Origin of the sequence: Nocardia sp. CA-135398 (genome assembly GCF_050955845.1) — a bacterium.
Lineage (GTDB): Bacteria > Actinomycetota > Actinomycetes > Mycobacteriales > Mycobacteriaceae > Nocardia.
On sequence record NZ_CP192084.1, the window covers coordinates 4,423,823 to 4,446,606 of the forward strand.

The window sequence follows — 22,784 nt, forward strand, 5'->3', positions numbered from 1 at the left end:
TTGTTAAGTGCGTGAATCGCGAGAGTTACCAATCTAATCGATTTGCGTGGTTTTTCCCGCGGCCGTACGGTGTGAGAATCAGGACGATTAAAACCATGTCCGACCTGCGCAATGTCGACAAGAATGGGGCAGTTGTGACTGTCAAGCGTGTGACCCTCGCCGACGTGGCGCGGCGGGCGGGGACCTCCACCGCTGTCGTCAGTTACGTCCTCAACGACGGTCCACGACCAGTGTCGAATGCGTTGCGTGCACGCGTGATCGAGGCACTGGACGACCTCGACTATCGTCCGGACCGCATCGCCCGCGCCCTGCGGCGGCCCAACCGATGGCGGCAGATCGGACTGCTCATCCCCGACGTGACGCTGCCGCTGTTCGGAGCACTCGTCGGGCATATCGAGGTCGAGGCGCGGCAGCGCGACCATCTCACGCTGATCGGCAACACCGGATACGACCCGGAGCGGGAGCTCGAATTCGTCGGCGCCTTCGCCGACTCGGGCATAGACGGCCTGATCGTCGTCGGCGGCGCCAATGGTGCCGCGACCGCGAAACTCTGTGCCCGGAACCGGATTCCGATCGTCTGGGTGCACAACAACAGGGACCACATCGAGGCGCCCGTCATCGGCGCTGACCATCTCGAGGCCGGCACGCTGGCCACCCGTCACCTCGCAATCGCGCACCACCGCGACGACATCGTGTTCGTCGGCGGATTCACAAGCGAGGACGTCCAGCACGGTGACCGTGAAACCGTGGCGCAGCGCTATGCGGGCTATGCCTCCGTCGTGGGCACCGAGGCCGAACGCCAGATCCGCACCGATCTCACCCCGGCGGGGGCGTACCGCGCGGTGAGCAGGTACCTGGCCGACAACCCGACGCCCAGCGGCATGGTCGTCGGCACCTACGGACAGGCCGCCGCGGCGCTACGCGCCATCACCGACACGGGAGCGCGTATCCCCCAGGACATTTCGGTCGTCGGCTTCGACGGCGACCGCAGCAACACCTACGCGCAACTGGTCCTCACCACGGTGCGGCAACCCATCGACACAATCGCCCGCGCGGCCCTCGAGGCAGTGCTGAGTGCACAGAGCGCCGCCGACGCCGACGGGAGCCTCGTGGCCATCGACGTCCAACTCTCTCTGGGGGAGACGTGCGGCTGCCAGCCGCCGATGTCCCCGGCACAGTAGTCTCCCGAGTCGTCTCACCCAGACGGCGGTGCGTCGCTCTTGACGGTGTAGTCGCTTACGAAAATGTGGCGTTGCTGGAGCCGGCCAACGAGCGCAGATCTTGTCCAGATCGTCCAGGCGTGCCGTGACCGGTGCACTGGACCACAGCGCGGCCACCTTCGACAGCGAGGGATGAATCGACCTCCGCGAAGGCTTTGCAGTTGTGTCGGCCGCCGGATGTCGCGTTGCGCGGCGACCATACGCAGTCTGACGAGCAACCACAGTTACTTCCTGGTTAAATGTTGCGCACGTACCGTTCAGCGCAGCTGTGAGATCTGTAGTCTCGGATCGGGATGCCACTCGACCTAAGGGACCCCCAGCCGCCCAAACGACGATTCCCAGACAATCGCGCCCCGAAGGGCGGTCCAACGTCAACTGAATGGGGGAGGACACCAACAGGATTTGGCCTGAACGCAAGAAAGACCCGCACCATGACCGGTTACGCCCCCGCCGATCGTCAGATCGCGTCCCGCGACCAGCTACCCGACGAGTTCTTCGCGCAGTTCCTCGACCCGACTCGTACCTACAGCTGCGCGTATTGGACTCACCCGGACGACACCCTGGAACAAGCCCAGTCCGCCAAGATCGACCTTGCACTGGCCAAATGCGATTTGCGACCAGGGATGACCCTGCTCGACGTCGGCTGCGGCTGGGGTTCGACCGTGCTGCGCGCCATGGACACCTACGGCGTGAATGCGATCGGGCTGACGCCCCACCGCAACCAGCACCGGTATGTACGTGACCGCCTCGTCGACCGGCTCATCCACGGCTACCCCTACGGCGGTGTGCGACGGCAAAGCTGGCAACAATTCGACCGCCCCGTAGACCGCATCGTCTGCATCGGCGCACTCGAACACATCCCCCACCAGCGATACCCCGACTTCTTCGACTTCGCCTACCGGATGATGCCCGACGACGGAGTGCTGCTGGTACAAACGGTCGTCGCCCAAGACCCGCGCCACGCGGAGGCGTACCAGGCACCGGCCCTGACGACCGAAACCGAATTCGCGTTCCTACGCGGCACCGTCTTCCCGAGTAGCCAGCTCCCACGATCAACCGGCCACAACCCCAGGGGAATCAACGAGTACGCGCAGGACGCCGGATTCAGCCTCGCCCACATTCAGGAACTGGGATCCCACTACACCACGACCCTGGACAGTTGGGCCAACTCTCTGCACGAGCACCGTGACCGGGCGATCGAACTGGCCGGGCAACCCACCTACAACGCCTACCTCAGCTATCTGACCGAGTGCGCCGACCACTTCCGCCACGGCCACCTCAACGTCATGCAGTTCACCTGCACCAAACCCGGCGCAATACAGCCCCCACCACAGTGATTCTGCCCGCGGGGTGTCGTCGGCGAGTTGGGTGCTGATGCGCTGTAGGTGGCGGATCTGGGCAGGTTTGGCTTTTCCGCGGCCGCGGGTCTCGTTGTTTTCGGCCAGCTCGCGGACGTAGTTGTCGAGCGCTTCGAGTGCCGGCAACTGTTGGATCGAGAGCCGCCGGCTCGGCCGCGGACGCTGGCGCCGCGCTGGACTCAGGTCGGCGGTCCACCTTGGCGTCCGTGGTGCTCTCGTCGGGGTGAGGCATCATCGGGCGCCGCCGCGCTTCGGCTTGCTGGTGTGGTGCCAGCTTCCACATTCTTTGCAGTTCGGAGGTAGTCCGACGGCGCGAGACCGCTTCCGGGGAGTAGGAATTCGTCGGCGACGAGCAGTGCGGACCAGCGCGTGACGAAGTTGGGGATCTGCTCGTCCAAGGGCACCGTATCGACGATGCGCGTATCGCTTCGCAGCAACGCGATGAGCAGGGCCGCCAGGACAGTGTAGATGTCACCGTCGTGTTCGAGAATCCCTTGCCCCCCAGCGAAACCGGGTTCGATCACGACCGAGCGGCCGTCGCCGCGTGCCCGCAGACCGAGCCGGACGAACGCGGCCACCGCATCGGCCGTACCGCCCTCGGATGGCGTGATCGTGCACTCATCGGACGCCCGTGCCGCTGCCACCGCATAGAGCGCGAGCAGATGGGCGGGCAGGGTACATCGAAATGTCGCCAGTTCACCGCCGGTCGCTCGCGAGGTGGCCGTGAGCCCAGCGGCCGACGACACCACGTACGCGCCCGTTTCGGCGATCGAACAACGCACTCTCCCCACAATGGGCTGCGGCAGCGGCGCACGGGCCAAAACAGTGCCACCGGTGACAGCACCGGCCAGCAGCACGGTGGTCAGCGCGGCTTCGGCCAGCCGACAGGATGCTCCGCGAACCGGGAGCGGAACGGAAATCCGCCCGCGCACCGGTATCGACGCGAACGGCAGGGACACCGACGCCGTCACGACTGCTCCCTCAGTTCCCCGGAAAGCGGCGGCACGTTGCTGTAGCGCTCCTTCACCGTGACCAGATGCACCCAGCTATCGACCTCGAGCACCGGGCGCAACGCACGCACCGTGTCGAGCGCGCCGACGACGTCCTCCAGCACGGCCGCGTGCACCGTGCCGACCAGATCGAACCGCCCGATCGTCGCGGCCAGGAAGCGCAGGCCGGGGAGCTCGGCGAGGAGCGGCGCGAGTCCCGCGGTGCGTCCGCTGGCACGCACGCCGAATCCGACCGCGTATTCGGTATCGCCGTGCCCCGGTCCGGACAGCGCGGCGACGTGCACAATGCGCTCATCGATGAGGCGCTTCACCCGCAGCCGAGCGGTGCCCGCGGAGGTACCGGCCGCCGCGGCGAGCGTGGCGTAGGAGGCACGACCATCCTCCTGCAGCACCGCCAGCAAACGGGTATCCAGCGCATCGATCGAGGCCGCCGATGCCTTCTCGGGGCGGCCGACGTCGATGATCAGGTCCGAATAGAACAGCGTGTTGGTGTCACGCACACCGTCGATGCTCCGGATCCGATCGAGCGTGGCCGTGAGCTGCGGCGGGCCCTGAGTGCGGATCTCGACGACCAGCGGGTACCGGCCACTGGTCAGCGACACATACGGAATGTCGTGCAGTGCGGCCACCCGCCCCGCGACCTGCCGAACGGGTTGATCAACGCTGATCGATACGTGGGCAAGCGCTTCCAGCCCGATCGTCGACGGATGCACGATCCCGACCACCTGGGCACGCCCAGTGCTGAACAGCGTGTTGAGGCGTTTGGAGATCGTCGGACGTGACGCGCCGAGTTTCGCAGCGAGTTCGTTGCGGCCGATCCGCCCGTCGAAGCGCAGTTCCTCGAGGATGCGGGCGTCCAGCATGTGGGTGCCCGATGCCGCGGTCATCGGAACTTAACAATCGACTTCCGAACCGAGTCTTCTTTACCGATCATCAGCATTTTCCTTCTCCAACAAGACTCTCGCGCGATTCGTCGAGCAGTGGTTTGCATAACGTCAAACAGTGGCGCTCGTCGCTGAGCTTCCCGTGTGGACTGAACCTATCGCAGTTTCTATCGTGCATCTCAATCGAACGAGCATCAATCAGAGCAGGAACGTTGACCATAACGCCACTGCACTGGCAGGAGATTGAGCAGATGAAAAAGCTGGGACTGGTAGCCGTGGGAACCGGTGCGGCATTGCTGATCGCCGGCTGCGGGAGCGGATCGGGCGGTAGCGCGGCCAGCGGCGCCGCACCGGCGGGCCTGATCCGCGGCGGCGAGGTTCGGATCTGCACCGATCCCGAATACGCGCCGATGGAGTACTTCGAAAACGGGAACACCACCGACCCGGTCGGCTTCGACTCCGATGCCGCACGCGCACTCGCCGACCTGTGGCAGGTGCGGCCGAGTTGGCAGGTCACCTCGTTCGACGGACTCATGCCCGCACTGCAGGCCCAGCGTTGCGATGTGCTCTGGTCCGCGCTGTACGTCAGCGCGGAACGCACCGCGGTGGCCGATGCCGCGCCGTTCCTCGCGACCGGACCGGGACTCATCGCCCGCAATGGCGAAACTCGGATCGCGACCGTCGACGACCTATCCGGCAAAACCGTCGCGGTCCAAGGCGGTGGTGCGAACGAGAAGACCCTGCAACAGCTTTCGGACCGATTCAAGGCTGCCGGCAAATCCACGATCACGATCCAGGCCTACCCCAAGACCGCCGAAACGGTTGCGGCGGTGACCAATGGCAAAGCGGACGCTTTGATCGAGACCGACGTCGCGGTGGTCGATATGGTCGCCAAGTCCGGCGGTGCGCTGACCGCGATTCCTGGCATCTTCACCGCGGAAACGGTTTTCGGGGTCTTCACCAGGAAGGGCTCGCCGCTGAGCGGCCCCGTCGCCGCGGGCATCCGGACCCTGACCGAGAACGGCACCCTCGCGAAGATCGCCACCAAATACGGGCTCGATCCGGCCCGGATCCGCCCCGGAACAGCACAATGACCTTCGATCGGGAGATCTTCCTCGACGCCCTCACCTCGTCCGAATTCCTGCACGGCGCTTGGCTTTCGGTAGCACTCGCGGCCGTGTCGATGATCTTCGCCACCGTGCTCGGATTCGGGGTGGCCCTCATGCGCATCAGCAAGGGACGGACCCTGCGCGCCGTCGGCGGCGGTTACGTGTGGTTCTTCCGGGCCATCCCCACTCTGCTGGTGCTGTTGATCATCTGGAATGCCGGGCCGCAGCTCTTTCCCGGGCTGCGCGAGAACTGGTTCACGCCCTTCATCGCTGCCTTCCTCGGTTTCGCGGTGGTGGAGGCCGCCTATATGGCGGAGATCCTGCGTTCGGCGCTGTTGAGCGTGGACGAAGGGCAGCATCTGGCGGCCCGGGCGATCGGGCTGCCACCGCACCTGGTCTTGCTGAAAGTCGTACTGCCACAGGCGGTGAAGGTCGCGCTGCCGCCGACCGGCAACGAGTTCATCGCGATGCTCAAATACACCTCACTGGCGTCGGTGATCTCGCTGCGCGAATTGCTCACCACCGCGCAGGTGGGGGTATCGGTGACATTCCGGTACGCCGAGTACTACAGCGCGGCCCTCGTCTACTACCTGGTGATCGTCAGCGCCCTGATGGGTGCGCAGAGCCTTATCGAGCGTCGCTACCGATGGGTCTCATCGGGTGCGCTCATCCCACGGAAGGACCCGGTGTCGGTATGACTGATGCGCCCCTTCTACAGACGATCGCCCTGCGAAAAAGCTACGGCCACAACCTCATCCTCAAAGGGGTCGACTTCGCGGTCGCACCGGGCCAGGTCAAGGCCGTGCTCGGGCCATCCGGCTCCGGTAAATCAACCATCCTGCGGCTGATGGCTTTGCTCGAATCCGCGGACGGTGGCTCGATCCTGCTGCACGGCAAAGAGATCGGGGTCGAGAGCGGACGGAACGGTCATCCGGTGCCGATGCCCGAGCGGCGGCTGGCGCGACAGCGCACCGATATCGGCATGGTCTTCCAGCGCTTCAACCTGTTCGCCCATCTCGATGTGCTGCGCAATGTGATGCTCGGCCTGACCGCGGTGACCGGACTGAACAAGGCCGAGGCCGCGCATCGCGCTGAGACCATGCTCGAACGGGTCGGCATGGCCGGTCATCTGCGGCACTATCCCTCGGAGCTGTCGGGTGGACAGCAACAACGCGTCGCCATCGCGCGGGCACTCGTCCTCGAACCGTCGGTGATGCTGTTCGACGAACCGACCTCGGCACTGGACCCCGAACTGGTCAACGAGGTGCTGTCGGTGATGGAAGACCTTGCCGCACAGGGGATGACGATGATCGTGGTGACCCACGAGACCAGATTCGCCCGCCGGTTCGCCCACGAGGTCGCACTGTTCGACTCCGGTGTCATCGTCGAGCAGGCGCCGCCCGAGCAATTCTTCACCCAGCCCGAACAAGAGCGAACCCGCGCGTTCCTGTCCCATGTCCACTGACTCGGAACGGATTCCGCTATGTCAGCTCCGATCGCGGTCTACACCGATCTCGACGACCTCGACCCCGCACCGGGCGTAACCCTGTTGGAGACGGCGGGTTTCGAGGTACGGGTGCTGGAGACCCGAGACCCCGACCGCATCGCCGAGGCGGCCGCCGATGCCACCGCACTGCTGATCGGCTACGCGCCGGTCGACGGGGATCTGCTGGCCCGCCTGCCCAGGGTGCGAATCCTGTCGATGCTCTCGCGCGGCCACGATGCCGTCGACGTCGATGCGGCAACGGCCCGGGGCATCTGGGTCGCGACCATCGGCGATCTCGCCACCGCCGAGGTCGCCACGCACACCTGGGCGCTGGCCCTGGCCGCGGTGCGCCGCCTCGACTTCTTCACCCTGCACGGCCGACGTGGCTGGCTGGACCGGCCCACATCTGGGCCGCGGCGACTGTCCGAGATCACCCTCGGGCTGGTGGGGCTCGGCCGCATAGGCGCCAAGGTCGCCGAGTTCGCTGCCGGTTCCGTGGAATCGATTCTCGGCCATGACCATTCGGGACGTGCCATGCCCACCGGTGTCACTGCGGCGTCGCTCGCGCAGGTGGTCACCCATTCCGATCTCGTCTCCATCCATCTGCCGCTCGACGATCACACCGAGCGGTTGTTCGACGCGGATCTCATCGCGCGGATGCGCCCCGGCTCCTGGCTGATCAACGTCTCCCGCGGTGGCATCGTCGATTCCACGGCGCTGGCCGACGCGTTGGACAGCGGCCACCTCGCTGGTGCCGCACTCGATGTGCTCGACACCGAGCCGCCCTCGGCCGGTGACCGGCTCGCCGAACATCCCCATGTCCTGCTGACCCCGCACGTGGCCTATCTTTCGGATGCGACCGCGCGAGACTACGTGCTGACCCAGGCCCGCAATGTGGTGCAGTGGCATCGCACCGGCCGCCCGCTGCACCCGGTCACCACCCCGGCCTCGGTGCCACTATGAATCCGGCGACAAATGGACCCCCGCGCCTCGAGATATTCAATTCACTGTGGGCGATGGAGGATTTGCCGTGGGGTGCGCCACGCCCGTGGACCCTCGCCGAGCAGCTCGACCAGCTCGTGGCCGCCGGATTCGACGGTGTCGCGGTCGACCTCGGCGCACGCGGCAGGCCCGAGGCCCACGAACTCGCCGCCCTGCGCAGGCACCGATTGCGTTCGGCCGTCTTCGCTTTTGTCGGTGACGATGCCGATCTCGATGCCGCCCTGCGCTATGCCGAGATCATCGACGCCGACCGAATGGTGGTCTGCGGCCGCGTCTTCGACCATGACCTGACTTCTGTCGCGCACACCGTGCTCCGTTGGCATCGCCGGTGCGCGGCCGCGGGTGTCGCGATGCAATTGGAAACGCACCGCAACACACTGACCGACGACATCCGCACAACCACCCGACTGCTGCAGGTACTGGACGCCGACGTGAATCTGGCAATCGACCTGTCCCACTACGTATGCGGCAGCGAATTCCCGCTGCCGCCGACCGCGGAGCTGGAAGGACAGCTCGATGCGCTGTTCGCGCGCGCCGAATCCGTGCAGGGCCGCATCGCGACCCGCTGCCAGGTACAGATCCCGCTCGGCTTCCCACAGCACCGCGAATGGGAGGCACTGTTCCAGGACTGCTGGATTCGCGCATTCACCGCCATCCTGGAGCGCCGCCGCCGCGACGGCAGCCTGGAGCCGGTGCTGTTCTGCACCGAATTGGGCACCACCCCATATGCCATCACCGACCGAAACGGGCGCGAACTTTCGGATCGATGGGCCGAGACACTCACCCTGCGCGACCGGGCCGAGACAGCGTATGCCGCGGCCGTGCACGGCACTTCGATCACCACATCCCGAGGAGGAATGCATTGAGCGACATCCAATTTCCCCTATCCGAACGGATGACCTCCACCGGGAACGTGGTCGTCGACGGGCCACTGCCCGAGCTGCCGATCGGCCGCGCACTTGTGCCCGCCCGCGCCTACACCGGCGCAGCGGAGTTCACCCTCGAACAGGACCGCATCTTTTCCAGCGGCTGGGTGTGGGCCGGTTACGCACATTGGGTGGATGAGCCGGGCGCCGTGCACCCGGTCACGATCGGCGGTAAGCCGCTGCTCCTCGTCCGCGGCGACGACGACCGGATCCGGGTCTTCCACAACTCGTGTCGACATCGCGGTATGGCACTGACCGAAGAACCGCTGGTGGTCACCCGCCGGATCCAGTGCGCCTACCACTGCTGGTCCTTCGATCTGGATGGAAAGTTGTCCGCCGCACCGTATTACAGCCGTGAGCGGCGCGCGAAGGTGGATCCGGCGGCGGCCGAACGGCTCGGCCTGCTCGCCGTCGCCAGCCACGTGTGGGCGGGCATGGTCTTCGTCGACCTATCCGCCACCGATACCGACCCGCAGCGCTGCGCCGACGAGTTCGCACACCACCTCGAGCCGATCCTGACTCGTTGGGCGCATATCGATTTCGAGCGGATCCACCTCGCCGGGGAACGCCGCTACGACGTCGACGCCAACTGGAAGCTCGTCGTGGAGAACTTCCTCGATTTCTACCATTTGCCGTTCGTCCATCCCCAGGTCGGGCCGGTGACCGCCTCGCTGGACGTCGATGATGTGGCACTGCATCCCGACATCCTGGGCGGCACCTATCCGCACGGGGCGGTCGGCAAGGCGGACAAAACCGATCGTGCCCTACCCTGGCTCGGCGATGTGCCCGCCGACCGGCTCGAACACCAGGACATTTTCTGTGTGTTTCCCAATGCCCTGCTCTTCCTCGAGGCGGACTGGTTCCAGGTGATCGGCTTCAATCCGGCCGCCCCGGACAGGACGATCGAACATATGGCGGTATTCGTCGATTCAGCCGCGGCCGGAACGGAATACGCGCAAGCCCATCACCAGCTGACCGAGGTGCTCTGGGAGGTCAACGACCAGGATATGCCGATGCTGCACCGCCTGCAGATCGGCCGCAATTCACCCGCGGCGGATGCGACGAACCTTGTCGCACATTGGGATCAGATCACCGCGCTGTTCCAGCATCGGGTCGCGGCGAAGGCCGGCTACCGATGACCGCGGTGCCGGCTGCCCGTACGACGGAATCGCGACTGCGGCGTGAACTCGCCGCCGTCTACCGCCTGGTCGCCCACTTCGGGATGACCGACCTGATCTTCACCCACATCTCGTTGCGGTTGCCCGGGCCGATCCCGCGATTCCTGATCAATCCATACGGGCTGCTGTTCGAGGAGATCACGGCGTCGAATCTGGTGATCGTCGATGCGGACGGCCGCGCCATCGGCGATACCGGGCCGCAGGTGAATCCGGCGGGTTTCGTCATCCACGGCGCGGTGCACGCCGCCCGGCCCGACGCACATTGTGTGCTGCACACCCACACCCGGGCGGGCTGTGCGGTGGCCGCCACCGCCGAGGGACTGTTACCGGTCAACCAGATGTCGATGGAGTTCTACGGCCGGATCGGTTACCACGACTATGAGGGCGTCGCCCTCGATCTCGACGAGCGGGCCCGGCTGGTCGCCGATCTGGGCGAGCATCCCGCACTGATCCTGCGCAATCACGGTCTGCTCACCGTCGGAGCCACTGCGGCACAGGCATTTCTGCGCATGTTCTATTTGAATCGGGCGTGTGAGATCCAGGTGTCCGCCGCCGCCACCGGGACGCTCGCGTTGCCGTCCCCGCAGGTGTGTGAACGCAGCGCCCGCCAGCTGGCCGGCGACGAAACCGGCGACGATTTCGCCGATTCCGAAGCATACGATCTGGCCTGGGCGGCCCTGCTGCGGCTGCTCGACCGCATCGACCCGCATTACGCGGACTGAATCCGCCTGCGCGACTTATCAATCCGAGAGGACACCACGATGACCACTGTCGGCCCCGTCGACGCCACCCGCATTCCCCGCTACGGCGGCCCGGCGACCTTCGCCCGACTGCCGCGCATCGATCAGGTCACCGCCACCGATATCGCCATTATCGGTGTTCCGTTCGACACCGGCGTCAGCTACCGACCGGGTGCCAGACTGGGCCCCGGCCACGTGCGCACGTCGTCGAAGCTGTTGCGGCCGTACAACCCCGCGCTCGACGTCTCCCCATTCGACGCACTACAGATCACCGACGCGGGCGACCTGGCCTGCAATCCGTTCGACATCGAGGCAGCGATCGCCGAGATCGAATACGGCGCGGACGCACTCACCGGTACCGGCGCACGGCTGGTGACGATCGGCGGCGACCACACCATCGCGTTGCCACTGCTGCGCTCGGTCGCGCGGCGGCACGGACCGGTCGCCGTGGTGCACTTCGACGCGCACCTCGATACATGGGATACGTATTTCGGTGCGTCCTATACCCACGGCACCCCGTTCCGCCGCGCATCGGAAGAAGGGCTGATCGACCGCGAGGCGAGCATGCATATCGGCACCCACGGACCGCTGTACAGCACCAGCGATCTCGCCGACGACCGCATGCTCGGCTTCTCGGCGATCACCGCCCCCGAGATCGAGATCGACGGTGTCACGGCGGCGGTCGAGCGGATGCGGGCCCGGATCGGTGACCGGCCCGTCTATATCTCGGTCGACATCGATGTTCTCGACCCGGCGCACGCCCCCGGCACCGGTACTCCGGAGGCGGGCGGTTTGACCAGCCGCGAATTGCTGTGTCTGCTGCGCGCATTCAGCGACGCCGACATCGTCGGCGCCGACATCGTCGAGGTCTCACCCGCCTACGACCACGCCGAAATCACCGGTATCGCAGCCGCACACGTCGGATACGAGCTGCTGTCCGCGATGGCGATGCGCACCTGATCGCAGGTCAGTCGGGTCGTGTTCTCGGCCGATTCGGGCGGCGTGATCGCCGGCGGCTGTTCCGAACTGCTGGTGTGGCCATATCCGCGATGGTGCGATCGGCCGTCAATCGTCGGGCTCACCGCGCACTCCTCGGCGTCCTGGCCTCTCAACGACTTTCAGCTGGATCGGCGCGTATCTGCGTCTCCAGGAAGTTCGAGATCTCGTTCGCGACGACGTCGGGCATCTCGAGACCACATAGATGTCCGAGCTCGCTCAGCAGGACCGCACGGCCTCCTGGGATGCGCCGGATATCGTCGAGCTGCTTGGCTTGATCTACGACGACGTCCTTACCGCCGAGTATGTAGCAGGTCGGTACGCGTATCCCGGGCAGTTCGTCGGCCTGGCTTGTCAGCGCACCGCCGGCCAGCCAGCCGTGCCACATCTGCTCGGTGACGGTCAGCATGCTGCGCGCCAGACTCGAGGTCTTCGACGGATCCACCGAGATTGCCGCTACGCCTTGTTCGAGCGCTTCGACATCGCCATACGCGGCGTCGAAGCCGGCGGTCACCGCGTCGCCGGTAGTCGTCCCCGCGGCGTTCCACGGAACGACTCCGATCAGCGCACGCACCTCGTCGGGGTAGTCGAGCGCGATCCGCATCGCGATCGCACCGCCGAGGGAATAGCCGACCAGGCAGTAGGTGTCGACGCCCGCTTCGTTGATCGCGTCGTGCAGGGTCGCGGCCAGCGTGGACAGTCTCCCGTCCGCCGACGCGTGTACGGACTGACCATGTCCGGGTAGGTCGAAGACCAGGACACGGAACCCGATCAGGTGGCGCGCGATTCCGGTCATGAGGTCAGCCGAGGCGCCGAATCCTGGCAACATGACAAGTGTCAGTGGGCCATGGCCGTGTTCCTGCCAGTAAATATTCGAACTGGTGTGTGGCATCGCGATCTCCCTGGGCTCGGCGAAGTTTGTTGGGCATACACGTAGGTTCGAGCACATCGGTCAGATCCACCTGGGGCGCAGGCGGTCCACCTGCGTCAGCTGCACTGGGTCCCGCCATGGGCGCCTCATCTCGTTCAGTGCGCATCGGTGGTGTGGCTCGCGGTGAAGGCCAGAAGAAGTGCGGCGGTCCTCGGCGGATCCTCCATAATGGGCGAGTGCCCAATACCGGGCAGCAACTCGACTTTCGCGTCCGGAACGGCGCGGTATTCGGCGGCGGAGGAGGATCGCCATCTCCGGTCGTCCTCACCGAAAATCACTAGCAGCGGCTTGCCGAGGGGAATCAGCCGGTCGGGGAGCGCGCGCTGGTTCACATAGTCGTCACCGGCCTGCGATGTCGCGATGAAGGCGTGGTAGGTCATCCCGCGCGCGTCGTCCACGACCTCCTGCGGGACCTGGTAGCCGGGACGGCTGAACGCGGTGCTCGCGGCCTTGCGGATCAGGCTGTCGGTCCGAAGCCGCCATAGCAGCTGCCCGATGACGGGGTCGTACAAGAGCCCGCCGACGAAGCCGCTCGAGATGAAGGCGTCCAAACGGGGCGCGGTGTCGATGAGCACGAGCGAGGTCACCAGTTCGGGGCGTTGCTCGGCGAGAGCGGTGGCGACCGCGCCACCGGTGGAATGGCCGATCACTACGGCGTGCTCGACGCCGAGCCGGTCCATTGCCTGACCGACCCGGCGTCCCTGCTCCGGCATCCCGTAGCCACCACCACCGGCCGGTTTGGCCGACTGGCCGTGCCCGAGCAGGTCGATCCGGATGAGGCGATGGGACTTGCTCAGCAGCGGAACGAGCGCGTCCCACGAGCGGGTCGACGCGGCGAGCCCGTGGATCAGTACGAGTGCCGGGGCATCGGAGGGACCGTCCTGACGCACGTAGATGTTCCCGCCGTCGAGGGACAGGGTCGGATTCGCACTGGCCTCGGCGCTCTGCCGCGTCACCACCTCCGCGTTCACGAGAAGCAACCCGACGACGAAGAAGAGGACAGCCGAGGCGATCATGAGGCGCCGCCGACGCCGTACCCCGCTGCTCATTTCAGCCTGCCGGTGTGGAAACGGCAGGTCGGCGTCGTCGAGACAGCGGGGTCATCGAGCTCCCGGGAAATAATCATGGGCCTACTGTCACTGCCGGTGCCCGCCGATATCTTGTACAAATGTTCCGGTCAGTCGGTTCGCCTGATCCGAATCATTTCCGGACTGCTCCGCGGCTGGGCCATGCGATGTCGTCAACGGCGAGAAACGGCTCGCCGGCCACGGTCGCGGGAGTTGCCCCCGTGAACGCCACGACGTCCCGATGCAGGTGTGACTGATCGGTATAGCCGACGTCGGCCGCGACTCGAGCCGCGCCTTCACCAGCGACCAGGCGGTGGGCGGCATGATCGAAGCGGACCAGCTTCACAGCGTGCTTGGGCGGCAGACCCAGCTGCGACCGGAACCGGGACCACAGGCGCTTACGGCTCCATCCGACCTCGGCCGCGAGTCCGTCGACCCGGGCCACGCCACCGCTGCCGACGATCCGGTGCCAGGCCCAGGCCACCTCCGGGTCCACCGGCGGTGCCACCTCATGCCGACTGGCGAGCCACGCGTCCACCAACGCGAAGCGATCCTCCCACGACGAGACGTCGCCCAGTCGCTCACGGATCCGTGACGCCTCCCGGCCCCACAGGTCGTCGAGGGCCACCACGGCGCCGTCGAGGTCGGCAGGGGAGACGCCCAGAACCGCGCGTGCTACCACCGGGGAAAGGCGCACCTGCACGCATTCGACATTCGCACCCCAGGCCCAGACCGCGCCTGCGGACCCGACCCCGAGCCCAGCGACGACACTTCCGCGCTGCTGCCGCCCGGTGGCATCGTCCACGACGGGCGAACCGGCGCCGAAGTCCAGCAGCAGCGTCACGGCCGGGTGCGGGACCATCCGAAGTGCGTCCAGGTGGCGGACACGGAACCCGGCCATCGTTACACCGGCCACACGGCTGGGCCGCTGCGGGCAGGCGACATCCCAGACCGCCGCACCGTGCATGAACCTTCGCACCGTCCCATGCTAGCGAGCCGACGGACGGAAGCATTCGTCCAATCCACCGGCGCGTACCGACGGCGACAGTGGGCTCAGACCCCACGCTGGTCGCGGGATGGATCGGGAAAGTCCAGCAAGAGCGACAACTCCTCACCGCCCAGTCAGCAGAGCTTGAAGCTCACCACCCCCACCAACATGAGCCGAAAGGAGTCTCAATGACAATGTCAAGCCGCTCGGGCGGCGGTAGTCGCTGCTGTGGGCTCCCAGGTTCGGTTGTCGCGCAGCAAGGCCCACAGGACGTTGACGCGACGGCGTGCCAGGGCGATGGTGGCGCCTTTGGCGCCTTTGCCTTCGGTGCGTTTGCGGTCGTAGTAGGCGCGGGAGGTGGGACAGCATCGGATGCTGGTGAGTGCGGACATGTAGAACACCCTGCGCAGGGCGCGGTTGTAGCGTTGAGGTCGGTGCAGGCGTCCGGTGCGTTTACCGGAATCGTTGGGCACCGGCGCGAGCCCGGCGTAGGCCGCCAGATGATCGGCGGAGGCGAACCAGCCGGGATCGCCTGCGGCAGCGAGGAATTCGGCCCCGAGACGGAACCCGATGCCGGGCATGCTGGTGATCACTTCGGCGAATCGATGGCGGCGAAATCGGGCCTCGATGGCGGAGTCGAGTTCGGCGATCTGCTCATCGAGGCGCATCACCTCTTTCGCCAGCTCGGCGGCCAGCTCGGCGGCGACATCCTCGCCGGGCAGACGAGTGGTCTGGGTCTTGGCCGCGGCGACCGCCGCCGAAGCGACGGTGGTCGCGGTCTGCTCGCGCACGCCCAGGCTGGTGAGCAGGCTGATCAGACGGGCGGTGCCAGCGCGGCGAATTGCTTTGGGGCGCTGGTATCGCGACAACAACAGCACCCAGCCACGCTGGTGGGCGATGTCGGCGGCGCGTTCGAGGGCCGGGCAGATCGCGGTGAGCTGCTGGCGCAGTCGATTGATGGTCCGAGTACGGTCGCAGACAAGATCGGTGCGGCGGCCGGTGAGCAGGCGCAGTTCGAGGATCAATTCGTCGGTCGGCCGCAGTTCGGCCAGGTCGCGGCGCATGCGGGCCTGATCGGCGATGATACGGGCATCCTTGGCGTCGGTCTTGCCTTCGCTGCGATATCCGGCTGCCGCATGGTTGACGGCCTTGCCCGGCAGATACATCACGCGCTGCTGGTGGTCCCACAAAATCGCAAGCAGCAGAGCCGATTCCACGGTTGTCAGGTCCACCGCCCACGTCACTTCATCGGCTTCCAGTGCGGTGACATCGGCGAGCAACTGCGACACTGCCGCTTCGTCGTTGGCCACCCTGCGCGAAAGGATTCGGTTGCCGTCGCTGTCCATCGCGAAGGCCCAGTGGGTTTCCTTGCCCACGTCGATACCGACCCACAGCTTGCCCAACCCGACCTCCATCAGTGCGGTTCTTACAGGTCAACCCATGGACGAGCCCGCCGTCATCTCCTTAAACCAAGCGATAGTCCGCAGTTCTCAATCAGCGGCCAGGAACGTCCAGACAGGCCGGGCGGCCACTCCTTTCGAGCCGCACCACCAAGGCCGGCAAGAAAACACAAGCCTCACCCGACCCGCCCGGGGTCCAGCACAACGTACTGAACACCAACCAACTTAAGGAGATCGCAGGCCTCATCGTTCGCTTGGTGGCCTGGTGAAAGTGATTCGCAACGCCGATCCGACGTCGGCTATATACACCAGCTGTGCAATGAAGATGAGCGTGTCCGGGCTATTGACTGTGACGAAGGTCTGCAGCGATCTCGCCGGAACCGCGGACCAGCAGGCGAGTGGGTATCACCTCGTGGCGGGGGAGGCCCTCGTCACCATCCAGGCGGGCGAAAAGGATTTCGGCGGCGACGCGGCCGATCGTCGCCGGGTCCTGGGTGATGGCGGTGAGCGCTGGCTGCAGCAGTTCGGCCAGCGGCAGATCATCGAAACCGACTACGGCAATCCGGTTTTGCAAGCCACGCTTCCGGATCGCTTGCAGCACACCGACGGTCACCAGGTTCTGGGCGCCGAACAGGGCGGTAGGGCGGTCCGGGCGGTCGAGCAGCGCCCCGGCGGCAGCCTCGGCGGCCGCCGAGGAGTGCAAGTCGGCGCAGATCAGGTCCGGATCGAGGGGGATGCCGGTGTGTGCGAGGCCCTCGATGTAGCCGGCGTAACGCTCGGCAGCGGTCCAGATCGTGTGCAGGTCACCGAGATAGGCGATACGGCGGTGGCCCGCGGCGGCCAGGTGTTCGACGGCAAGGCGGGAGCCGGTGCGATTGTCGACGGTGACGCTGTCGATTTCGGTGGTGGCCGGCATGCGGTCCACGAATACGACCGGGGTACCGCGGCGTTGCTCGTGCAGCAGAGGGCCGTGATCGGTGCCTACCGGCATGACGATCAGCCCGTCCACCCGTCTGGACAGCAAGGCGTCCAGCACCTCGCGCTGACGGGCTGGGTTCTCGTCGCTGCTCACCGCGAAGACGAGGGTGCCCCGGCTGTGCGCGAAATCCTCGACCGCCCGGTGCAGCGCCGAGGCGTACGGGTTCGCGACATCCATCAGCACCAGACCGATCGCGGCGGTCTTCTGGCCGTGCCCGCGCAATGTGCTGGCCGCCAGGTTGTGCCGATAGTCGAGCATGGTTGCCGCATCGGTGACCCGCGCGGCCAGCTCCGGCGAAACGCCGCCCTCGCCGCGGACCACACGCGACACCGTTTTGATGCTCACCCTCGCCAGCGCCGCCACATCGCGCATGGTGGCGCCCCTGCGCGGTGCCTTGGATTCTGACAACGCTGACATCGCAACCCTCTCCATTCGCTCATGTTGATCCGAGGACCGTCAAATCTCCTAGAAGAAGCTTCTGGACGTGGCGTGGATCACGTTATATGGTCTTTGACAACGTTGTCTATGTAGTACCTGCAGGAGAACACCGATGTCCTCTCGTGTCGTCCGCATCGCCGCCGCCTGTCTCGCGGTCACCTCCCTGGCCTTCTCCGTCGTCGCCTGCGGCAAGGGGTCGAGCAACAACGGGCAGGTCATCGTCGGGCTCATCACCAAGACCGACACCAACCCCTTCTTCGTGAAGATGAAGGAGGGTGCCCAGAAACAGGCCGATGCCGCTGGCGTCAAATTGCTCACCGCCGCAGGCAAGTTCGATGGTGACAACGCCAGCCAGGTGACGGCGATCGAGAACATGGTCAATGCGGGAGCCAAGGGCATCCTGCTCACCGCCAGCGATACCAAGGCGATCGTCCCCGCGGTTGAGAAGGCCCGTGCCAAGGGGGTCGAAGTGATCGCGCTCGACACCCCGACCGATCCGCAGAGTGCGGTCGACGCGCTGTTCGCCACCAATAATTTCACCGCCGGCCAGTTGATCGGCAACTACGCCAAGGCTGTCCAGGGTGACAAGCCGGTGAAGATCGCGATGATCGACCTCAACCCCGGCGTCACCGTCGGCGTATTGCGGCACAACGGATTCCTGTCCGGTTACGGCGCCGCGCAGGCCACTGCGGACATGACGCAGTACGTCACCGCACCGAACGTGGTATGTGCGCAGCCCGCTCAGGGCGACCAGGCGAAATCGCAGACGGCGATGGAAACCTGCCTGCAGAAGGATCCGGACATCAACCTGGTCTACACCATCAACGAGCCGTCCGCGCTGGGTGCCTACACCGCGCTGAAGACCGCCGGCAAGGAGAACCAGGCGCTGATCGTCTCCGTCGACGGTGGGTGCACCGGCGTGCAGGCGGTCCGCGACGGCAAGATCGCGGCGACCTCGCAGCAGTACCCGCTGAAGATGGCCAGCGAGGGCGTGCAGGCGATCGTCGATTACGCCAAGAACGGCAAGAAGACCAGCGGGTACACCGACACCGGCGTCACGCTGATCACCGCCAAGCCACAGGCCGGGGTCGACTCCAAGGACGTGCAGTACGGCCTGGACAACTGCTGGGGCTGAGAACCGCTGGGGCCCAGCGGGGAAGGGCACGCTGGGACGGCGAATGACGCTGCGACGTATGCCGGGACCGTGACGGCCTCGTTGTCCCGGTGTGCGCTCGGCCCGGTTCACCTGATTTCGTCGATGAGCGAGGATTCGCATGACCGCAACCGCAACATCTCCCGCGCCGCCGGAACCGAAACAGTCGGCGCTGAACCGGATTCTGTCGGTGCCGAACGTCGGACCGGTGATCGCGATCCTGATCGCGGTGGTGTATTTCACCGCCCAGTCCGACCGGTTCCTGGCCGGTGGCAACTTCTCGCTGATCGTTCAGCAGGTGATGGTGGTCGGTACGCTGGCGATCGGCCAGACGCTGATCATCCTCACCGCCGGTATCGATCTGTCCAACGGCGCGGTGATGGCGCTGGGCAACATCGCGATCACCAAGCTGGCCGTCGACACGGGTCTGCCTGCGCCGCTGGCGATTCTGCTCGGGCTGGCGCTGACGGCCGCGTTCGGATTGCTCAACGGCACATTGGTGAGCCTGATCAAGTTGCCACCGTTCATCGTCACTCTCGGCACGTACGGCATCGCGTTCGCGCTCACTCACATCTACTCGAAGGAGCAGACGATTTCGGGTCTGCCGGACGCATTCACGTTCTTCGACAAGACATTTCCGCTGGGCGATACCGACATCACCTACGGGTCGGTGGCGATGCTGGTGTTGTTCGCGATCACCTGGTACGTGCTGCGGCTGACCGCGGCAGGGCGGCACGTCTACGCCGTCGGTAACAACCCGGAGGCGGCGCGGCTCAGCGGCATCGACACTCGCCGTGTGCTTCTCGCGGTCTACACAGTCGCGGGCCTGTTCTACGGTTTGGCGGCGCTGCTGCTGGTAGCCCGTACCGGCGTCGGCGACCCGAATGCCGGCCAGACCGACAATCTGGACTCGATCACCGCCGTGGTGCTCGGCGGCACCAGCCTGTTCGGCGGCCGTGGCAGCGTGATCGGCACGCTGCTCGGCGCGCTCATTGTCGGCATCATCCGTAACGGCCTGCAATTGACGGGGGTGCCGTCGATCTATCAGACGCTGATCACCGGCATCCTGGTGATCGCTGCGGTGGCCGTGGATCAGTTCAACCGCAGGAGGCAGAAATGAGCGAGACAGCCACCGCAGACGACGGAGCTCAGGCCGCGATACAGCCGGTTCTGCAGGCAAAGGGCCTGGTGAAACGCTACGGTCAGGTTACCGCGCTCGACGGTGCGGATTTCGATCTGCTGCCGAACGAGATCCTCGCGGTCATCGGCGACAACGGCGCCGGCAAATCCTCGCTGATCAAGGCACTGTCCGGGGCGCTGATCCCGGACGAGGGCGAGATCCTGCTCGACGGCAAACGGGTGCGCTTCCGGCGCCCGACCGACGCCCGCCGGGCCGGTATCGAGACCGTCTATCAGGATCTGGCGGTGGCACCAGCCCTGGATATCGCCGACAACCTGTTCCTGGGCCGGGAACTGCGCCGCCGTGGCCTCCTCGGCTCGGTGCTCCGGATGATCGACAAGGATCGCATGGTGCGAGAATCGCAGCAGCACATGTCGAATCTGAAGATCGGGATCCGATCCATGAAGCAAGCCGTGGAGACACTGTCCGGCGGCCAGCGCCAGGGGGTCGCGGTCGCGCGCAGCGCGGCCTTCGCGCGGCATGTGGTGATTATGGACGAGCCCACCGCAGCGCTGGGTGTCAAGGAGACCGGTATGGTGCTCGATCTGATCCGCGAGGTCCGCGACCGCGGCTTGGCGGTCATCGTGATCAGCCACAATATGCCGAACGTGTTCGAGATCGCCGACCGGGTGCACATCCAGCGGCTCGGCCGTCGGGTCGCGGTGATCCGCCCGCACGAGTTCTCCATGTCCGATGCGGTGGCGATCATGACCGGTGCGATGGCCGGTGCGGAGGTCGACAACAACCGTGTCCACCACTGAGGCCATGGCCGGGCGCGGCCTGATCGCGGTCGCGGGGGAGGCACTGGTGGACCTGGTGCCCGCCGACGCCCCCGATCGCTTCCAGGCGGTGCCCGGCGGCAGCCCCGCGAACGTGGCCGTCGGCTTGGCCCGGCTGGGCGTGCCGGTGCGGATGCTGGCCCGCTTGGGTAGCGACCCGCTGGGTCATCGCATCCGAAACCACCTGCGGGACAACGCGGTCGCCCTCGACCATATTGTGAATGCCACCGAGCCGACGTCACTGGCGATTGTCGATGTCGACCCGGATGGCATGGCGCACTATGACTTTCGCGTCGACGGTACGGCCGACTGGCAGTGGACCGACTCCGAACTGTCCACCGCTCTCGACGGCAGCGTGCTGGCCTTGCACACCGGCTCCCTGGCGCTGACCGTGCCCCCTGGCGCCGACGCCTTGACCCGCCTGGTGGACCGTGCCCGGTCGACCGCCACCATCAGCTACGACCCGAATTTCCGCCCGCAGTTGATGATTCGAGACAACACCCTGGACCGAGTACACGCCATGCTCGCCCGCGCCGACATTGTGAAGGCCAGCGGCGAGGATCTGTCCTGGCTGTACCCTGGCCGTAGCCCCGAGGAGGTAGTCGCCGACTGGTCCGCCCGCGGCCCTGCTCTCGTGATCGTGACACTTGGCCCCGACGGCGCACTCGCCGCCACCGCCGCAGACGCCACCCCCATCCATCGCCCCGGCCACCCCGTCGAGGTGATCGACACGGTCGGCGCCGGAGACGCTTTCACAGCAGGCATCCTCGCCGGTCTGCGCACTCGCCACCTGCTCGGCGCCGCATACCGAGAAGCCTTGCGTGCCATCCCGAAACACGACCTCACCGCCATTCTCGACGAGGCCACCCTGGTCGCAGCGCTGACCTGCGCCCGCCGCGGAGCGGACCCGCCGACGGCCGACGAGCTGGTCACAGGTCGGTGACGGATCGGGTGCTTCGGCCAGCCGTGCGGACTCGGTCGTGGCGGCGGTGGGGGGCGCGTCCAGGGCTTCGGCGGTCCTCGTCGTTGCCGGGGCGCGACGTCGATCGTGTTGCCGCAGAATGCTCAAGTGTTCCTCTGACCGGACCGTGCGAGACCCCGGGCAACAGGGCACACAATGGTCGCGACGCCGCCGGCGCGGAGGATGCCGTGGAACACCGCGGCGAAGGCGGGCACGTTGCAGATCCGGGGGGCCGGCGATCACTGCCGATCCATACCGCGGCCGTGCCGTGCGGCGCCTGATCAGTGCGCGGCGGGGGTGTGGTCGAGGGAGTCGATGGCGGCCTGGAGTTTGGTGCTGGCTTGCGTGGCGATGGGTTGCAGCGCTGGTTCGCCGGTGACCTGGACCATCAGTTGTGGGTTCATCGCCTCGACGACAATGGCCTTGTCGGAGGTGGGGTCGCGGCGCACGATGACGTTGCAGGGCAGCAGCAGCCCGATCTGGCGGTCGATGCTGACGGCTTGGTGGGCCAGGGGTGGATTGCAGGCGCCGAGGATGAGGTAGTCCTCCATGTCCTCGCCGAGTTTGGCTTTGAGTGTGGCGCGCATGTCAATTTCGGTGAGAACTCCGAATCCTTGTTGCGACAATGCGTTTCGGGTTCGAGCGACGGCGTCGTCGAAGCTGGTGTGCAGTGTGGTGGACAGTCCTGGGTTCATGGCAGTCGTGCCTTTCACAGAGCGGCGCGGCCTACGTCGGAACCGATCGATCCGCACCATGCGTCGCGTCACGTTCCGATCCTGAACCGACTGTCGCGCACCGGGGTTTCGAGTGAAGTCGGTCGGGTCAGGGCTGATCGGCTTCCATCCGTCGCGACCTTTCCTGATATTCCGGCCAGGCTGCGCGGAGGTGGTGGTCGGTGTCACGCAGGAGAATTCGGCGCCTCCTGGTCGTGGGACGGCTGATCCGCACGCTGGCGGCGGCCTCACGGGGACGACTGATACCGTCGGATGGGAATGGCGG

The 22,784-nt window shown here is 66.1% G+C and carries 22 protein-coding genes; 14 read left to right on the plus strand and 8 right to left on the minus strand.

Annotated elements, in window-relative coordinates; all coding sequences use genetic code 11:
* Window positions 1-71: 71 nt before the first annotated feature.
* Both ACQP1T_RS19375 and ACQP1T_RS19380 read left to right on the plus strand, forming a co-directional pair.
* Entirely contained in the window at window positions 72-1,181 is a 1,110-nt protein-coding gene (locus ACQP1T_RS19375) for a LacI family DNA-binding transcriptional regulator (RefSeq protein WP_433754461.1), read from the plus strand.
* 470 nt (window positions 1,182-1,651) lie between these two features.
* Window positions 1,652-2,557 carry a class I SAM-dependent methyltransferase gene (locus ACQP1T_RS19380; protein WP_433754462.1) on the plus strand — a complete coding sequence of 302 codons (906 nt, stop codon included), beginning with the start codon at window positions 1,652-1,654 and terminating at the stop codon, window positions 2,555-2,557.
* Between the two features lie 200 nt (window positions 2,558-2,757).
* On the opposite strand, the gene ACQP1T_RS19385 is transcribed toward ACQP1T_RS19380, so the two are convergent.
* Together ACQP1T_RS19385 and ACQP1T_RS19390 are read right to left on the minus strand one after the other, a co-directional pair.
* The gene (locus ACQP1T_RS19385) at window positions 2,758-3,549 is read right to left on the minus strand and encodes a hypothetical protein (protein ID WP_433754463.1); all 792 of its coding nucleotides are present in this window, start codon (window positions 3,547-3,549) and stop codon (window positions 2,758-2,760) included.
* Window positions 3,546-4,475, minus strand: a complete 930-nt coding sequence (locus tag ACQP1T_RS19390; protein WP_433754464.1) for an Lrp/AsnC family transcriptional regulator — start codon at window positions 4,473-4,475, stop codon at window positions 3,546-3,548. Before ACQP1T_RS19390 ends, ACQP1T_RS19385 begins: the two co-directional genes overlap by 4 nt.
* Window positions 4,476-4,723: 248 nt before the next feature.
* Here ACQP1T_RS19390 and ACQP1T_RS19395 point away from each other — a divergent pair, with 248 nt between their 5' ends.
* Genes ACQP1T_RS19395 through speB form a run of 8 tightly spaced genes read left to right on the plus strand, consistent with a single transcriptional unit; the run spans window position 4,724 to window position 11,873 of the window.
* On the plus strand, window positions 4,724-5,566 hold the full coding sequence (locus tag ACQP1T_RS19395; protein ID WP_433754465.1) for a transporter substrate-binding domain-containing protein: 843 nt from the start codon (window positions 4,724-4,726) through the stop codon (window positions 5,564-5,566).
* Window positions 5,563-6,279: an amino acid ABC transporter permease gene (locus ACQP1T_RS19400; protein WP_433754466.1), complete on the plus strand. Its 717-nt coding sequence runs from the start codon at window positions 5,563-5,565 to the stop codon at window positions 6,277-6,279. The genes ACQP1T_RS19395 and ACQP1T_RS19400 overlap by 4 nt, the downstream gene beginning before the upstream one ends.
* The gene (locus ACQP1T_RS19405; RefSeq protein ID WP_433754467.1) at window positions 6,276-7,046 is read left to right on the plus strand and encodes an amino acid ABC transporter ATP-binding protein; all 771 of its coding nucleotides are present in this window, start codon (window positions 6,276-6,278) and stop codon (window positions 7,044-7,046) included. The genes ACQP1T_RS19400 and ACQP1T_RS19405 overlap by 4 nt, the downstream gene beginning before the upstream one ends.
* Before the next feature lie 18 nt (window positions 7,047-7,064).
* The gene (locus tag ACQP1T_RS19410) at window positions 7,065-8,030 is read left to right on the plus strand and encodes a C-terminal binding protein (protein ID WP_433754468.1); all 966 of its coding nucleotides are present in this window, start codon (window positions 7,065-7,067) and stop codon (window positions 8,028-8,030) included.
* Between the two features lie 53 nt (window positions 8,031-8,083).
* Entirely contained in the window at window positions 8,084-8,935 is an 852-nt protein-coding gene (locus ACQP1T_RS19415) for a sugar phosphate isomerase/epimerase family protein (protein WP_433754469.1), read from the plus strand.
* Entirely contained in the window at window positions 8,932-10,134 is a 1,203-nt protein-coding gene (locus tag ACQP1T_RS19420; RefSeq protein WP_433754470.1) for an aromatic ring-hydroxylating oxygenase subunit alpha, read from the plus strand. Before ACQP1T_RS19415 ends, ACQP1T_RS19420 begins: the two co-directional genes overlap by 4 nt.
* Window positions 10,131-10,895: a class II aldolase/adducin family protein gene (locus ACQP1T_RS19425; RefSeq protein WP_433754471.1), complete on the plus strand. Its 765-nt coding sequence runs from the start codon at window positions 10,131-10,133 to the stop codon at window positions 10,893-10,895. The genes ACQP1T_RS19420 and ACQP1T_RS19425 overlap by 4 nt, the downstream gene beginning before the upstream one ends.
* Before the next feature lie 39 nt (window positions 10,896-10,934).
* On the plus strand, window positions 10,935-11,873 hold the full coding sequence (gene speB, locus ACQP1T_RS19430) for an agmatinase (protein WP_433754472.1): 939 nt from the start codon (window positions 10,935-10,937) through the stop codon (window positions 11,871-11,873).
* A gap of 148 nt (window positions 11,874-12,021) precedes the next feature.
* On the opposite strand, the gene ACQP1T_RS19435 is transcribed toward speB, so the two are convergent.
* The 5 genes from ACQP1T_RS19435 to ACQP1T_RS19455 all read right to left on the minus strand — a co-directional run bounded on the left by ACQP1T_RS19435 (window position 12,022) and on the right by ACQP1T_RS19455 (window position 17,691).
* Window positions 12,022-12,801: an alpha/beta fold hydrolase gene (locus tag ACQP1T_RS19435; RefSeq protein WP_433754474.1), complete on the minus strand. Its 780-nt coding sequence runs from the start codon at window positions 12,799-12,801 to the stop codon at window positions 12,022-12,024.
* A 134-nt stretch (window positions 12,802-12,935) separates the two neighbouring features.
* Entirely contained in the window at window positions 12,936-13,889 is a 954-nt protein-coding gene (locus ACQP1T_RS19440; RefSeq protein ID WP_433754475.1) for an alpha/beta fold hydrolase, read from the minus strand.
* Window positions 13,890-14,040: 151 nt separating this feature from the next.
* Window positions 14,041-14,886 (minus strand): helix-turn-helix domain-containing protein, encoded by an 846-nt coding sequence (locus tag ACQP1T_RS19445; RefSeq protein WP_433754476.1) that lies wholly within the window; start codon window positions 14,884-14,886, stop codon window positions 14,041-14,043.
* Window positions 14,887-15,092: 206 nt separating this feature from the next.
* Entirely contained in the window at window positions 15,093-16,310 is a 1,218-nt protein-coding gene (locus ACQP1T_RS19450) for an IS110 family transposase (RefSeq protein ID WP_433754477.1), read from the minus strand.
* 325 nt (window positions 16,311-16,635) lie between these two features.
* Complete coding sequence (locus ACQP1T_RS19455) at window positions 16,636-17,691, minus strand: LacI family DNA-binding transcriptional regulator (protein WP_433754478.1); 1,056 nt, start codon at window positions 17,689-17,691, stop codon at window positions 16,636-16,638.
* A gap of 133 nt (window positions 17,692-17,824) precedes the next feature.
* On the opposite strand from ACQP1T_RS19455, the gene ACQP1T_RS19460 reads away from it, so the two are divergent.
* The 4 genes from ACQP1T_RS19460 (at window position 17,825) to ACQP1T_RS19475 (ending at window position 21,767) form a co-directional block, all read left to right on the plus strand.
* Complete coding sequence (locus ACQP1T_RS19460) at window positions 17,825-18,847, plus strand: sugar ABC transporter substrate-binding protein (RefSeq protein ID WP_433754479.1); 1,023 nt, start codon at window positions 17,825-17,827, stop codon at window positions 18,845-18,847.
* A gap of 139 nt (window positions 18,848-18,986) precedes the next feature.
* A complete protein-coding gene (locus ACQP1T_RS19465; RefSeq protein WP_433754480.1) occupies window positions 18,987-19,985 on the plus strand; it encodes an ABC transporter permease in 999 nt (332 codons plus the stop codon).
* Complete coding sequence (locus ACQP1T_RS19470; RefSeq protein ID WP_433754481.1) at window positions 19,982-20,806, plus strand: ATP-binding cassette domain-containing protein; 825 nt, start codon at window positions 19,982-19,984, stop codon at window positions 20,804-20,806. Before ACQP1T_RS19465 ends, ACQP1T_RS19470 begins: the two co-directional genes overlap by 4 nt.
* Complete coding sequence (locus ACQP1T_RS19475; RefSeq protein WP_433754482.1) at window positions 20,793-21,767, plus strand: carbohydrate kinase family protein; 975 nt, start codon at window positions 20,793-20,795, stop codon at window positions 21,765-21,767. Before ACQP1T_RS19470 ends, ACQP1T_RS19475 begins: the two co-directional genes overlap by 14 nt.
* A gap of 299 nt (window positions 21,768-22,066) precedes the next feature.
* Here ACQP1T_RS19475 and ACQP1T_RS19480 read toward each other — a convergent pair whose 3' ends face one another.
* Entirely contained in the window at window positions 22,067-22,480 is a 414-nt protein-coding gene (locus ACQP1T_RS19480) for a DUF302 domain-containing protein (RefSeq protein ID WP_433754483.1), read from the minus strand.
* Window positions 22,481-22,784 lie beyond the last annotated feature (304 nt).